10 protein-coding genes and 2 tRNA genes are annotated in these 13,680 nt (G+C 73.2%); 2 read left to right on the plus strand and 10 right to left on the minus strand.

From position 1 onward, the window contains the following. Positions 1 to 122 precede the first annotated feature (122 nt). Both ACFYXK_RS04665 and ACFYXK_RS04670 read right to left on the minus strand, forming a co-directional pair. Positions 123 to 1,820 (minus strand): glycosyl hydrolase family 18 protein, encoded by a 1,698-nt coding sequence (locus ACFYXK_RS04665; RefSeq protein ID WP_389409786.1) that lies wholly within the window; start codon positions 1,818 to 1,820, stop codon positions 123 to 125. A gap of 255 nt (positions 1,821 to 2,075) precedes the next feature. Further along, a complete protein-coding gene (locus ACFYXK_RS04670; RefSeq protein ID WP_389409787.1) occupies positions 2,076 to 3,200 on the minus strand; it encodes an LLM class flavin-dependent oxidoreductase in 1,125 nt (374 codons plus the stop codon). A 230-nt stretch (positions 3,201 to 3,430) separates the two neighbouring features. Here ACFYXK_RS04670 and ACFYXK_RS04675 point away from each other — a divergent pair, with 230 nt between their 5' ends. Further along, complete coding sequence (locus ACFYXK_RS04675) at positions 3,431 to 4,189, plus strand: IclR family transcriptional regulator (RefSeq protein ID WP_383513401.1); 759 nt, start codon at positions 3,431 to 3,433, stop codon at positions 4,187 to 4,189. Between the two features lie 103 nt (positions 4,190 to 4,292). On the opposite strand, the gene ACFYXK_RS04680 is transcribed toward ACFYXK_RS04675, so the two are convergent. The 5 genes from ACFYXK_RS04680 to ACFYXK_RS04700 all read right to left on the minus strand — a co-directional run bounded on the left by ACFYXK_RS04680 (position 4,293) and on the right by ACFYXK_RS04700 (position 10,846). Next, a tRNA-Lys gene (locus tag ACFYXK_RS04680) sits at positions 4,293 to 4,366 on the minus strand. Between the two features lie 63 nt (positions 4,367 to 4,429). Further along, on the minus strand, positions 4,430 to 6,109 hold the full coding sequence (locus ACFYXK_RS04685) for an AMP-binding protein (RefSeq protein ID WP_389409788.1): 1,680 nt from the start codon (positions 6,107 to 6,109) through the stop codon (positions 4,430 to 4,432). A 39-nt stretch (positions 6,110 to 6,148) separates the two neighbouring features. Continuing rightward, the gene (locus tag ACFYXK_RS04690) at positions 6,149 to 6,769 is read right to left on the minus strand and encodes a lytic polysaccharide monooxygenase (RefSeq protein ID WP_389409789.1); all 621 of its coding nucleotides are present in this window, start codon (positions 6,767 to 6,769) and stop codon (positions 6,149 to 6,151) included. 184 nt (positions 6,770 to 6,953) lie between these two features. Beyond that, on the minus strand, positions 6,954 to 9,461 hold the full coding sequence (locus ACFYXK_RS04695) for an SPFH domain-containing protein (protein WP_389409790.1): 2,508 nt from the start codon (positions 9,459 to 9,461) through the stop codon (positions 6,954 to 6,956). 11 nt (positions 9,462 to 9,472) lie between these two features. Further along, the gene (locus ACFYXK_RS04700) at positions 9,473 to 10,846 is read right to left on the minus strand and encodes a peptidoglycan-binding protein (RefSeq protein ID WP_389409853.1); all 1,374 of its coding nucleotides are present in this window, start codon (positions 10,844 to 10,846) and stop codon (positions 9,473 to 9,475) included. Between the two features lie 228 nt (positions 10,847 to 11,074). Here ACFYXK_RS04700 and ACFYXK_RS04705 point away from each other — a divergent pair. Continuing rightward, positions 11,075 to 11,148 (plus strand) — tRNA-Lys (locus ACFYXK_RS04705). 190 nt (positions 11,149 to 11,338) lie between these two features. Here the strand turns inward: ACFYXK_RS04705 and ACFYXK_RS04710 are convergent. The 3 genes from ACFYXK_RS04710 to ACFYXK_RS04720 all read right to left on the minus strand — a co-directional run bounded on the left by ACFYXK_RS04710 (position 11,339) and on the right by ACFYXK_RS04720 (position 13,587). Next, a complete protein-coding gene (locus ACFYXK_RS04710) occupies positions 11,339 to 12,082 on the minus strand; it encodes a class F sortase (RefSeq protein WP_389409791.1) in 744 nt (247 codons plus the stop codon). Positions 12,083 to 12,092: 10 nt separating this feature from the next. Continuing rightward, positions 12,093 to 12,728 (minus strand): hypothetical protein, encoded by a 636-nt coding sequence (locus ACFYXK_RS04715; RefSeq protein ID WP_389409792.1) that lies wholly within the window; start codon positions 12,726 to 12,728, stop codon positions 12,093 to 12,095. A 79-nt stretch (positions 12,729 to 12,807) separates the two neighbouring features. Next, positions 12,808 to 13,587, minus strand: a complete 780-nt coding sequence (locus ACFYXK_RS04720; RefSeq protein WP_383513409.1) for an HAD-IIA family hydrolase — start codon at positions 13,585 to 13,587, stop codon at positions 12,808 to 12,810. Between the last annotated feature and the right edge of the window lie 93 nt (positions 13,588 to 13,680).

The following is a 13,680-nucleotide window of genomic DNA, read 5'->3' on the forward strand; positions in this document are numbered from 1 at the left end:
GCCGAGCGTAGCGACATCGACACGGAGCGGTGTCCGGAATCCGGCAACCATGTGACACACCTCCGCCCCGCCCCCGGAGAGGGGACGGGGCGGGGCGTCGCTCGGCGCGGGGTGGGGGGAGATCAGCAGGCGCCGAGGTCCTTCCAGACACCCCACTCACCCGTGGTGCCCGGGGTCTCGTTCTGCGTCCACCACTGGGCCTTGTACTTGCGGCCGTTGTACGCGACCTCGTTGCCCGCGGTGTAGATCGTGCCCGCGACGTACGCCGGGGTCGAACCGCAGCCCGTGGTCGGCGGGGTGGTCGGAGGCGTCGTGGGCGGAGTGGTCGGCGGGGTGGTCGGGGGCGTGGTCGGCGGAGTCGTCGGAGGCTGCGTGGTGCCGCCGAGGGCGTCCGAGATCTGGTTGAGCAGCGTGGTGTTGGCGTCCAGGCCGAGCAGGGAGTACATCATCGCGCCGGCCAGGCCGCGCTGCTTGCCGTAGTCGACCCGGGCCTGGATGGACCGCTGGTTCAGGCCGGTGAAGAACTCGCCGTCCTTGTAGAAGTACGAGGCCTTGGCCTGGTCGTCCCAGAAGGTGGTCGCCGGGTTGTCGACGATCCCGCCGAGCTCCTTGTAGTTGGCGATGCCGGCCTGCTGGCTGGTGGGCCGGGCCGCGGAGGGGCCGGTCGCGCTCTGGGCCAGGCCGTTGGTGGTCCCGGCGGGGACGCCCTTCCAGCCGCGGTAGTAGAACTCGTAGCCCAGCGTCAGCTTGCCGGCGGGGAAGCCGCCGGCGATGCCGTACGCCGCGTTGCCGTCGAGCCAGGAGTCGATGGCGTTCTTGATGCCGTACTTCTGGGTGCCCGGGGCGATCGGGTCGGTCGGGTCGGCCGCCGAGTTGTCCAGCGGGGACTGGTGGTACGTCGGCCCGTCGCCGTCCCAGGCGCCGTGCATGTCGTACGTCATGATGTTCGCGTAGTCGAGGTACGAACCGATCTTGTCCGTCTCGATGTACTTGATCTTGTCCTGACCGGCCGGGAGCGCCGCCGTCAGCAGGTACTTCTTGCCGCCGTTGGCCGCGCCGTACGCGTCGAGCTGCTCGCGGAACTCCTTGAGCAGGAGCGTGAAGTTCTGCTTGTCCTCGGGGGCGTACTTGTTGCCCAGGTGCCCGCCGGCGGAGCCGGGGTACTCCCAGTCGATGTCGATGCCGTCGAAGATGCCGGCCGCCGTGCCCGGGCCGCCGTAGCCGCCCTCGGCCGGCAGGTTGCCCTTGATGTACTGGTCGATGCAGGAGGAGACCAGCTTCTTGCGGGAGGCGTCGGTCTTCGCCGCGTCGCTGAAGTACTTCGAGTACGTCCAGCCCCCGATCGAAATGTTGATCTTGAGGTTGGGGTACTTGGCCTTCAGCTGCTTGAACTGGTTGAAGACGCCGACGATCGGCTGGTCCCACTTGTCGGCGACGCCGCTGACGCTGTCCGTCGCGCTGAAGGACTTCTGGTAGTCGGCGTACGAGTCGCCCGCGCCGTCACCGGCGTTGGGGTTGTTGTCGTCGCCCGCCGCCTTGTTCGCCTCGAAACAGGTGAGGTTCGTGGGGTGGATGTTGCCGAACGAGTAGTTGATGACGTCCAGCTTGCCCGCTATGCCGCGGGTGTCGAGGTGCTTGGGATAGAAGGCGTTGCCGTACACGCTCCACTGGTCGTAGTACGCGATCTTGACGTTGCCGCCGCCCGCGGTGGTGGCCGCGCCGGCGGCCTGTGCGGTGCCGAGCCCCGCGAAGCCGGCCAGCGCTCCGGCTGCCAGCGCGGCCGTGGCGGCGGCCGCGATGAGGGGTTTACGGAAGTGCATGAACTGCCTCCGGGGGGGTGGGAGGGGGGAGCAAGAGGTTCGGGTGGGAGAAGAGATAGCGATCACCCGAGGGTCGCGTCAATGGTTTGGACCAAAGAAGGACTAGACCACTTGCCATGCAAATCCCCTCGTCAGAGGCCTGAACGCACAGCAGAAACCGCCCGCCACCCTGGGTGACGAGCGGTTTAAGGATGCCTTAGGACACCCTCGCGCAAGGTTTCGGCAACAAACCAGCCGAACTCCGTTCGCACGCGGTCAATCAGCTCGCGGCGCCTCCGCGGGCATCCCGTACACATCTGCGACGAGCTCGTAGGAGCGCAACCGGGCGGCCCCGCTGTGCGCGTTGGAGGTCAGCATCAGCTCGTCGGCGCCCGTGCGCTTGGCCAGGTCGTCGAGCCCGGCGCGGACCTCGTCGGGGGTGCCGTGGACGACGTTCGCGAGCCAGCCGTCCACGAACTCCCGCTCCAGCGGGGAGAAGTCGTACGCCGCCGCCTCCTCGGGCGTCGGGATCAGCCCGGGCCGGCCGCTGCGCAGCCGCAGCATCGACAGGGCGCCCGTGAGCACCTGGGCGCGGGCCTGCCCGTCGGTGTCGGCGGCCAGCGCCGCGACCCCGATCACGGCGTACGGGGCGTCCAGTACGGCCGAGGGGCGGAAGGCCTGCCGGTAGAGCTCCAGCGCGGGCAGGGTGCCGGCCGCCGAGAAGTGGTGGGCGTACGCGAAGGGCAGGCCGAGCTCGGCTGCGAGGCGGGCGCTGAACCCGGAGGACCCGAGCAGCCACAGCGGCGGCCGCCCGGCGGGACCCTGCACGGGGCCGGGCACCGCGTGCACGCGGGCGTACGGGTGCCCGTCGGGGAAGTCGTCGTCGAGGAAGCGGGTCAGCTCCACGAGCTGCCGGGGGAACTCCTGCGCGGCCTCGTCGAGGCGCCCGGGCCCGCGCAGGGCCGCGGCCGTGCGGCCGTCGGTGCCGGGCGCGCGGCCGAGACCGAGGTCGATCCGCCCGGGGGCGAGCGCCTCCAGGGTCCCGAACTGCTCGGCGACGGCGAGCGGGGCGTGGTTGGGGAGCATGACCCCGCCCGAGCCGAGCCGGATGCGGGAGGTGTGGGCGGCGAGGTGGGCCAGGATCACCGCCGGGGAGGAGCTGGCCACCCCGGGCATGGAGTGGTGCTCGGCGACCCAGTGCCGGTGGTAGCCGCGGGACTCGGCGAGCCGGGCGATCGCGACGCTGGTGCGCAGGGAGTCGTGGGCGGTGCTGCCGCTGCCGACGGTGACCAGGTCGAGCACCGACAGCGGCACCGGCGCGCTGCCGCGTATCGCACCCCGGACCGGATCTCCGCGGCCGTCCCGGTCCGCACCCCGGCCCGCGTCCCCGGTGTCACTCATAGTCGCTCCCGTCTCGGTTCGCCGTCCGTACGAAGAACTCGAACCATCGGCGGTCGGCGGTCATTCCCGGCATCCCGGGACAGCAGGCGTGACCTTGGCATATGCCTCCGGATTAGACACAGGCCGGGGGACCTGATTGAGCCATCAATCTCATCAACAGGTGCTCCACACGGGCCTCTTGATGGCTATCGTGGTAGGGCAAGCGGTAACAACCTGCTAGGGGGAAAACCGTGGCGCTGAAGCCCGAGCCGACCGCGCCGTTCCACTCGGTGCAGTACGCCCTGCGCGTACTCGAAACGATCGCCCGCCATACCGGCGGTGTGACCGATGTACAGATCGCGCGTGAGACCGGCCTGCCCGCGGTCCATCTCGCCCCCATGCTCCTCATGCTGCGCCGCGAGGGGTACGTCCTCCAGGTGGCGGACGGCGCCTATGCCATAGGGGACTCCCTGGTCCTGCTCGGCTCCGGCATAGACAGGCAGCAAGCCCTCCAGAACAAGCTGCAGGACACCCTGGACCGGCTGCGGGACTCGGTGGGGGCGGCGGTCTACATCAGCCGGTACGTGGACGGCGAAGTGAAGATCACGCAGTTCGCGGACAGTCCGCGCACTCCGAAGGTGCACGAGTGGGTCGACTTCCGCTCCGCGGCGCACGCCAGCGCGGTCGGCAAGTGCCTGCTGACCCAGCTCGACCAGAACGGGCGGCGCGACCACCTCTCGCGGCACAAGATCGCCCGGCTCACGTCGAAGACGATCGTGAACGAGCGGATCCTGTTCTCGAAGCTGGACAGCCAGCCGGCCACGGTTCCGGTGCTGGACCTGCAGGAGTACGCGGTGGGCACCGTCTGCGCCGCGGTACCGATCACGGCCGGGGCCTCGGTGGGCTGCCTGGCCCTGTCGATGCCCGTCGAGCACGCGCACCGGTTGCGGGCCGCCGCGGACGCACTGAACCGGAAGGCCGCGCCGCTGCTGCTGTCGCTCACCCTGTGACACCGGTCACGTGGGGGCGTTGCGGGCGGACGGGGCGGCGGGACAGGGCCCCGGAAACACTTCGGGCGGTTCCCGGTGAACCGGAAACCGCCCGAAGTACAGGTGCGCCGCCAGGGACTCGAACCCCGGACCCGCTGATTAAGAGTCAGCTGCTCTAACCAACTGAGCTAGCGGCGCCTGACAGAGAAAATACTACCTGCTCCTCAGGGGTGCTCAAAACCAATACCCCCGGCCCGCGGATCAGCGCTCCAGGAGCTCGCCGCGGCCGTGCGCCTCGTACGCCGCCAGCAGGCCGGAGAGGTCCGCCGGACCCAGGAGGCGGTAGCCGGTGGTGCCCGGCGGGGACCACCAGACCGGGTCCGGGCAGCGGAACCCGGACCGGCGCAGGGCGACCCGGTGGACCTTGTTCGTCGCCGTGGTCGGCATGGACTCCACGATCCGGACGTAGCGGGGGGACATCTTCGTGCCCAGGTCCGGCTGGGCGGCCAGGAACGCCGAGAAGGCCTCGGGCGAGAACCGCTCCCCCTCCCCGAGGGCGAGCGCCGCCATCACCTGGTCTCCGGCCACCTCGTCCGGCACCGCGTACACGGCGACCGCGGCCGCCGGGGACCAGCGCGCCAGGATGTTCTCGATCACCGCCGCGGCGAGGTTCTCGCTGTCGACCCGCAGCCGGTCGTCGGTGCGTCCCGCGAAGTAGAGGAAGCCGTCCGCGTCGCGGAAGAAGAGGTCCCCCGTCCAGTACCAGCCCTCCCGGGTCCGCGCGGCCTCCGCCTCGGGGTTGCGCCAGTAGCCCTCGAACAGGCTCCGGCCGCGGTTGACCAGCTCGCCGATCGCGGCGGAGCCGTTCAGGAGGCGGCCCCGGCCGTCCAGGACGGCCGGCGGGCACTCCGCGCCGGTCTCCGGGTCGATCACGGCCAGGTCGTCCCCGGCCCCGGCCCGCCCCAGGGCGCCCGGCGGGGTGTCCGGGGTGCGCTGTACGGAGGCTCCGCCCTCGGTGGCCCCGTACCCCTCCACCAGCCGGACCCCGAACCGCTCGGCGAAGCGGGCCGCGTCCACCGCACCGGCCTCGGTGCCGAAGCCGAGGCGCAGGGCGTGGTCGCGGTCGTCGGGGCGGGGCTCGGTGGCCAGCAGGTACTGGACGGCCCGGCCGACGTAGGTGAAGTACGTCGCCCCGTACGCGCGGACGTCGTCCAGGAACGCGGAGGCGGAGAACCGGGGGCGCAGCGCCACGGACGCGCCCCCGGCGAGGGCGGGCAGCCAGTCGGCGATGACCGCGTTGCCGTGGAAGAGCGGCATGCAGATGTAGTGGACGTCGTCCGGGGTGACCGAGAACTGCCGGGCCAGGGAGTCGCCGGCGGCGGCGATCCGGCCCTGGCTGCACAGGGCGGCCTTGGGGGCGCCGGTGGAGCCCGAGGTGAAGTAGAGGAGGAAGCGGGAACCGGGGCCGGGAGCGGCGATCACCGCCTCGCCCGGCTTCGCGGCCGCGTACGGGGCGAGCAGCTGCGCGTACTCCTCGGTGCCGGTCACCAGGATCCGCACGCCCGGCAGGTCGAGCCCGCGCAGCAGCGGCAGGTGGGCGCGCTCGGTGACCAGGATCCGGCAGTCGGTGTGCAGGACGTCGCGCGCGAGCTCCGGGCCGCGCCGGGTGGGGTTGATCCCGGCGACGGCGGCCCCGGCGAGGGCCGCCGCGCCGAGCCAGAACGGGAACTCTGGGGTGTTGTCGAGCAGCACCCCGATGTGCGGTTCGGCGTCAGCCGGCAGCAGGTCGACGAGCAGCGCGGCGCGCGCGGCGGCCTCCTGGGCGGTCCGGTGGCGGCTGAGGACGGCGGTGTGCGTGCTGCCGCCGTACTGCAGCCCGGGCCGGTGGTCGCCCCATTGGCGCGCGATGAGCTCCGCGACGGTTTCGGGTGTCGTCCGCATGCCGCCGGAGATTAGCTGACGAACTGTCAGAATTGAAGGTCAGAACTGGACGTCGGAGCAGGCGTAGAAGGCCATGGGGGTGTCGTTGACCGTCCAGACGGCCAGGATCATGTGCCGGCCGGTCTTGCCGCTCGGCATGGTGCCCTGGTGGACGGTGGTCATGGCGGGCCGGGCGCCGTTGTAGGCGACGGTGAGGAAGGGCTGGGACTCGAGGGCGGCGCGGGTGAGGGGCTTGGTGGGGTCCCAGCCGTTCTTGGTGACGTAGTACTTGAAGTCGGTGGTGGAGTGGTTGGCGGTGAACTGCCACCGGAAGCCGTAGCTCTGCCCGCTGGTCACCTTGGTGGTGGGCCAGGCCCCGCCGCGCGGGTCGTCGAGCTGCGCGAACTCGCTGTGCCCGCCGGCGCATATCTGGCCGTCGGCCGGACCGGCGGCCGGGAAGCCCTTGTAGCCCTCGACGCTCTGCGGCTCCCACTGGATCGGGCCGCAGTCGGAGACCGTCTTGTTGGCGCAGAGCTTCTGGCGGCTGATGGGGGTGTCCGTGTAGCCGTGACTGCTCGCGGTGGGGGCGGTGAGGAGCGCCAGGGAGGCGACGACACCGAGGCCGAGCGCACCGGCGCCGGCTCGTCTGGGCAGGTGAACGGGCATGCGGATGGGACGCATGATGCTCCTTGAACGTGGGGGGAGTTCGGCGAGAGCGTGCGCACGCGTGGGGATGCAGGTCTAGACCAAGTACCAGACTATTGACGGGAGTTGGCCATGTCCAGACCAATGGGGGAACGGGTGGTCCGGTCGATTCCGGCCACCCGTTCCGTATGCGCTGCGTCTCCTGCCCCGTTGCTCCGCCCTACTCCGGGCGTCCCGTGTAGAAGGCGACGGTGAGGTCCTTCACGAGGGCCTTGCGCTCGTAGTCGTCGAGCTCGACCAGACCGCGCGAGGTCAGCCGGTGGACGGTGTCGTCGACGGCGTCCACGATCGAGGTCAGCACCGTGTCCCGGTGCTTGGCGTCGATCGCCGCCACCCGTCGCCGCCGCATGGCCTCCGCGACGTCGGGGGCGTACTCGATCCGGGTCGGCTGGGCCGAGTACACCTCGATCCCGACCGCCTCGGTCTCGGTCGCCAGCATCCGGGTCAGCGCGTCACCGACGGCCTCGGCGTCGCGCAGCGTCGGGGCGTCCTCGTGGAAGGCGTCGGCGGGCAGCTGCGACAGGACCCGGGCCATCGCCGATTCGACCTGCTCGGCGAGGTAGTCGGTGTGGTCCTCGACGGCGAGGGTCGCCCGGGCGGTGTCCTTGACCTGCCAGACGACCTGGACGACGACCCGCAGGGCCAGGCCGCCGGAGTCCACGGCCGGCATGGGCTCGCTGCGCCAGTGCCTCAGCCGTACGTCGACGCGGCGGCGCAGCAGGAGGGGGCTGACCCAGGTGAGGCCGGTCCGGCGGACCGTGCCGCGGTAACGGCCGAAGAGGGTGAGCACCCAGGCGTGGCCGGCCTTGGCGCGGCCCAGCCCGCCGAGGGCGAGCAGCGCGACGATGCCGAGGAAGGCGAGCGGCGGCCAGTGGGTGGCGCGGAGCCCCTGGTAGGCGCGGGGGGTCGCGCCGAACGCGGCCACGAAGGCGGCCGGGACCGCCCCGGCCCGCCAGAGCACCGCCAGGCAGCCGGCGAGGGCGAGCCCGCCGACGCCGACGCCGACCCAGCCGGGCAGCACCGGGCCGCGGTGCTCCCGCAGCCGGTCGTCGCCGCGCGGGACCCGGCGGCCCGGGGCGGGGCGCAGGGCGCGGGGCCGCGGCGCGGCGGCCGGTGGCCGGGCGGGGGCCGGGGGGTGGGCCGGGGCTCGCCGGGACTCCGCGGGGAACGGCAGGTGGACCGGCACCTCGGTGACCGCGGCCCCGCGGGCGGGCGCGATGCGGGCCAGGCCCTGCGGGTCGGGCTCCTCGCGCTCCGCCCCGATCCCGCGGGTCACCGCCTGCGCGACGATGTCCGCGACCGCGGGTCCGGGCACGCCGTACGTCCCTTCGGGCCCGGCCTCGCCGCGCCCGTGCCCGTGCCCGTGCGCGGACTCGGGATCGGCCTCGGGGTCGGCCTGGCCGTGCGGGTGCGCGGGCTCGGGGCCGCCCTGGAGGCCGACCTGGCCGTACGCGGGGGCGGACTCGGGACCGGCCTCGTGACCGGCCCGGCCGGGCGGGTGCGCGGGCTCGGGATCGGTCTGGGGGGCGGCGGGCGGCCACGCCTCGACGTATCGCCGCCCGGGGCCGCCCGTCACCGGCTCGGTCCCGGTGGCCGCCTCGGGACCAACGGGCGGCCAGACCTGCCCGTGCGGGGGCAGCGGCTCGCCCCCGCCGTCGAGGCTCCGCAGGCGCAGGGTGGCCACGCCCGTCTGCGCGGCCTCGTCGGGGCCGGGCCCCGCCGGGGCCGGTACGCAGACCAGCGGATCGGATTCATGGCCGTACGGCCCGCCGGGCCCTGCTTCGCCGTGCCCGTGCCCGTGCCCGTGCCCGTGCGCGGACTCGGAGACGGCCTGGAGAACGACGTGGCCGTACGCCGGAGCAGGCTCGGGATCCGCTTCGTGGCCGGCCCGGTCGACGGCCCCGGTGAGTGCGGGCACCGGCTCGGCCTCGGCCCGGATCCGGGCCGCCGGGACCTCGCTCCGGGCGGTGTCCGAGGCCGGGCGCCCGTGCGGCAGGGCGACCTCGCGGGGCGCGGCCAGCAGCCTGGCCGGAGTACCGGCGACCCAGGCCCGGCCGCCGGACCGGCCTTGCCCACCGGAATCCGCGGCCGCGTCGGCCACGTCCGAAGGCCTGGCCCCCGACTCGCTCCGGGCCGCGTCCGGGAGCCGAAGCCCGGCCCCCGGACCGCTCTGAGCCGCGTACGGGAGCGGAAGCTCGCCCAGCGGACGGGCCTGGGCCGCGTACGGGAACGGATCCGCGAGCCGCAGGGCCTCGGCGCAGGGCTCGGCCCCCGCCTCCGCCGAGTGCGGGGGCAGGTTCACCGCCGCGTCGGCCGTCCGGCCGGCCTGCGCCGCGTACGGCAGGACCGGGTCCGCCGCCGCGGCGACTTCGGCCGGAGCCCCGGCCTGCGCCGCGGGCGGGAGCGGGGCCGCGAGCCGCAGAGCCTCGGCGGGAGGCTCGGACCGCGGCCCCGCCGCAGCCGGATACGGCGGAACGTTCGCCGCCACGCCGGCCACCGGCGGGCGCTCGGCCGGCGGGGCGGTCTGCGCCGTCGGCGGGGTCAGGGGCCGGGGTGGGGTGGGGTACAGGTCGCCCGTGACGCTCAGGGCCGGGGCGGTCGGGGTCGCGGCTGCCGCAGACGGCACGCGGAAGGTGCCCGTCGTCGAGGTGGTGCGCGTGGGGTACATCGTTGCCTCCGTCATGCGAACAGCCGGCGCCAGGTTTCCGGGCCCGGGTAGCCGTCGGCCGCGGCGCCTCGCCAGCCCTGGGCGCGCTGGAAGGCCTCGACGCTGCGGCGGTCGGCCTCGCTCCAGCGGGAGCCGGGGCCGGACGGGTAGTGCTTGCCGAAGCCCTTCTTCACCAGCTGGCGGCCCAGGACGGCGATGAACGGGTGGGAGGACCCGGGGCGGAACGCCGACGGGCCCGGGTAGGCCGACACTCCGGCGGGACCCGGCGCGGCGTCCACCGTCGGCCGGATGTCATTGCCCTTGTGTTCGACGAGCAGTTGCCAGGTGTGCGCGCCCGGGATCCCGTCGGCGTCCGTGCCCGTCCAGCCCTGCGCGCTCTGGAAGGCCTGGGTGGCCAGCCGGTCGGCGTCGCTCCACGCCGTGCTCGCGCCCTTGGGGTAGAAGCGGCGGCCGCCCCGCTCGATCAGCATCCGGCCCAGCTGGGCGACGTACTCGTTGTTCGCGCCAGGGCCGAACTGCGTGGCGCCGGGGAAGACCGTCGGGACGGCCGGCTTCGGGTCGGTCGCCGCAGGGTCCTCGGCGAGGCCGCCCGTCACCCCGTTGAACCGGTACGGCAGGTACTTCGTCGCGTTGCTCCAGTAGCCGTACGGGGTGGCCCCCTTCCGTGTGTTCGGGCGGGTCTGCTCGTACGCGACGTAGTGCGTGCGCGTCTCGTCGACCCACCCGCCGAAGAGCACCACGTGCGAGCCGTTGGTGGGGTCCGACGGGTTGTGGAAGAGCAGCATGTCGCCCGGCAGCAGCTCCTCCTTGGTGATCTTGGTGGCGAATTTGTCGAGGCTGCCGGTCCACTCGTTCGTACCGAGGTTCCAGGCCATCGAGACGTAGCCGGAGCAGTCCTGCCGGTAGCCGTCGGACCAGTACGAGGACATGCTGTACGGGACCTTCGCGTCCAGCCACAGCTTTGCCCGGGTGATGATCGACGTCCGGTCGATGCGCTTGACCGCCGACGGCGCCCCGGGCGCACCCGCGGGCTTCGCCGGCGCCGGGCGCCCGTGCAGCGGGGACCGGGCGCCCTGCGGGGAGCCGGGGACGTCGGCGGAGGGGGTGTCGGCGGTGGCGGTGTCACCGGAGGGGGTGTCGAGGGAGACCGGCCCCGGGCCGGGGACCGGGGTGGCCGCCGCCAGCGCGGCCGAGCCGCCACCGCCCAGGACCACGCCCGCCGCGGTGGCCAGCACCAGCGCCCGGCGGGTCCCGCGGGCGGCCGGGTGGCCGCCGTCACGAAGCGGTATGGCCCGCGCGCGGGCAAGGGCGCGACGGCGCTGCGTACAGCCGAGGCAGGCGCAGTCGCCGGCGGGCTCGTACTCCTCGAAAGCGGGCATCGGCATCGGTGCAGGCATCTGCACGTGCATCGGCGGCTGGATCGTCATGCGGTTCCGTCCACTCCCCTGCTCGTCGCTGGTCCGGCGGGCCACGCATCTGTCGGGGCATCAGATGCGGCTCGGCCCAGACATATCGTGCACGATAAACCCCTCAAACATGGGTTAATCGGACAAGGCGGGCGCGGCTGGTCACGAGCACCACTCGAGGTGGGGTAGAGTTTTCCCTGTCAGCAAGCGCCGCTAGCTCAGTTGGTTAGAGCAGCTGACTCTTAATCAGCGGGTCCGGGGTTCGAGTCCCTGGCGGCGCACAGACAAGGGAAAGCCCCTCGCAGCGAAAGCTGCGAGGGGCTTTTTCGTCGTGTCGCGGCCGCTTAGAGTGGCGGGCGGACCTCCCGCGCCGGTCCCCGGACTCCTCCCGCGCTCCGGGCGCGCCGCGCGGTCGAGGACCGGACGGCCGGCGGTGCCGGGGCGGGTGCGCGCGACCGTGCGCGTGTCGCCTCACGCCGCCGCGCCGGACCGGACTCCCGCTGCGGCTCCACCGCCCGCGCCGGTCCCCGTCCCCGCGCCCGTACCCGGCCTCGCGGGCGGGGTCGTGCCCGTCAGGTAGGCGGAGACGATCACGTTCGCCGTGTACTCCTTCGCCGCCTTGTCGTACGTTCCCCCGCAGGTCACCAGGCGCAGCTCGGCCCGGCCCGGGATCCGCGGGCCGTAGGCCCGGTGCGCGTCGAAGCCGGCCCGCTCGTAGACCCGTACGTCCTCGATCGTGAACTCGGCGACCGAACCGTCCATCCGTACCACGCGCACCATGCCGCCCGGGCGCGCCGAGCTCAGGCCGTAGAACACCGCCGGCTTGGACGCCGTGTCCACGTGCCCGACGAGCAGTGCGGTCCCGGCCTCGCCCGGCTTCGCGCCGCCGCCCCACCAGCCGACCGTGCCGGGACGGTCGAACGGCGGCGGCTCGACGGCGCCCTGGGCATCGAGGCCCCGGGAGACCACGGGGGCCTGGATGCCCATCGACGGCACGTCGACCCGCATCGGCACGGACGCCGCCAGCGGGGTGTGTGCGGCGGGCAGCCCCGGGACGGGGATCGACGAGCCGCCGGCCAGTCCGGCGGACGGGCCGGGCGGGACGCCGGTGATCTCGCGGCCCCACAGCCACAGGCCGAGCACCAGTACGGACCATGCGGCGAAGGTCAGCAGCCGCCCGCCGCCGGAGGACCTGGGCTCCCCCGAGCCCGTCACCGGCGGGCCCTCACTCGCCGCTGCGGCGCCGGCGCAGCGTCAGCGCCCGGAACGCGACGGCCAGGGTGGCCGCGGCGGCGAGCACGGCGCCGATCACGGTGTGCGGGAGGCCGGGGCCGTCGCCCCCGTGGTTCTTCTTGGCCGCCGCGGCCTGGTCCTGCGCCGCGAGCTCGGCGGACATGCCGCCGCCGCCCGCGTGGACCGGCCAGACGGGAGACTGGTGGGGGTTCGGCCGGTCGCGTTCCTTTTCGCGCTCCTTGTCCCGGTCGTCGCGGCGGCGGACGACCTCGATGGAGCCGCGGACGCGGTCCTCGCCCCCGTCGCACTTCACCCGGATGTCGTGCCAGCCGGGCTGGGCCTGGGAGCTGACCATCGCATCGCCCGTCAGCGTCTTGTCCCCGTCGCGGCCGGAGGACAGGTGGACCTCCGACACGAAGACGGCGGACTTGGCGGACGCCCATTTGTCCTCGCACCCGCGGACGCGCAGCTTGACCTGCACCCCCGGCTCGGCCTGGTGCGGATCGACCGAGACGCCGCCGCGGTTCTCCTCGCCCGCCGCGAGGGCGGTGGGCGCGGACACGGCGGTGAGCGCCGTCAGGGCGACGGCCACCCCGGTGGCACGGAGAGCGATCAGAGCACTGCGCATGGTGAACCTCCTCAACAAGGAGGTTCACGCGCGGCGCGGCGCTCCGCATCCGGAGCGCCGCGGGCTTGACCCGTTCGGATCAGACGAGATCGACCAGGTCGGCGATGGAGGCGACGGTCTTGGTCGGGCGGTAGGGGAACTTCTCGGTGTCCTCGGCGGAGGTCAGTCCGGTCAGGACGAGGAAGGTCTGCATGCCGGCCTCGAGCCCGGCCAGGACGTCGGTGTCCATCCGGTCGCCGATCATCGCGCTGCTCTCGGAGTGCGCGCCGATGGCGTTCAGCCCGGTCCGCATCATCAGCGGGTTGGGCTTGCCGGCGAAGTACGGCTGCTTGCCGGTCGCCTTGGTGATCAGCGCGGCGACGGCGCCGGTGGCGGGCAGCGGTCCCTCGGTGGAGGGGCCGGTCTCGTCGGGGTTGGTGCAGATGAAGCGGGCGCCCCCGTTGATCAGCCGGACCGCCTTCGTCATCGCCTCGAAGCTGTACGTCCGGGTCTCGCCCAGGACGACGTAGTCGGGCTCGTGGTCGGTCAGGATGTAGCCGATGTCGTGCAGGGCGGTGGTGAGGCCGGCTTCGCCGATGACGTACGCGGTGCCGCCCGGGCGCTGGTCGTCGAGGAACTTGGCGGTGGCCAGCGCCGAGGTCCAGATGTTCTCGACGGGGACGTCGAGACCCATGCGGGACAGCCGGGCCTGGAGGTCGCGCGGGGTGTAGATGGAGTTGTTGGTCAGGACCAGGAAGGGCTTGCCGGAGTCGCGCAGCCGCTTGATGAAGGCATCGGCGCCCGGGATCGGGGTGCCCTCGTGGATGAGGACCCCGTCCATGTCGGTGAGCCAGGATTCGATCGGCTTGCGCTCTGCCACTGGACTGTTCTCCGCTCTCGGTGGCCGTGACCTCTGACCTGTCACCTTCGGCCTGCGACCGCTGGTCTGTACCACCCTATCGGGGCCGGGCCG

It is taken from the genome of Streptomyces sp. NPDC002209 (genome assembly GCF_042890265.1).
Lineage (GTDB): Bacteria > Actinomycetota > Actinomycetes > Streptomycetales > Streptomycetaceae > Streptomyces.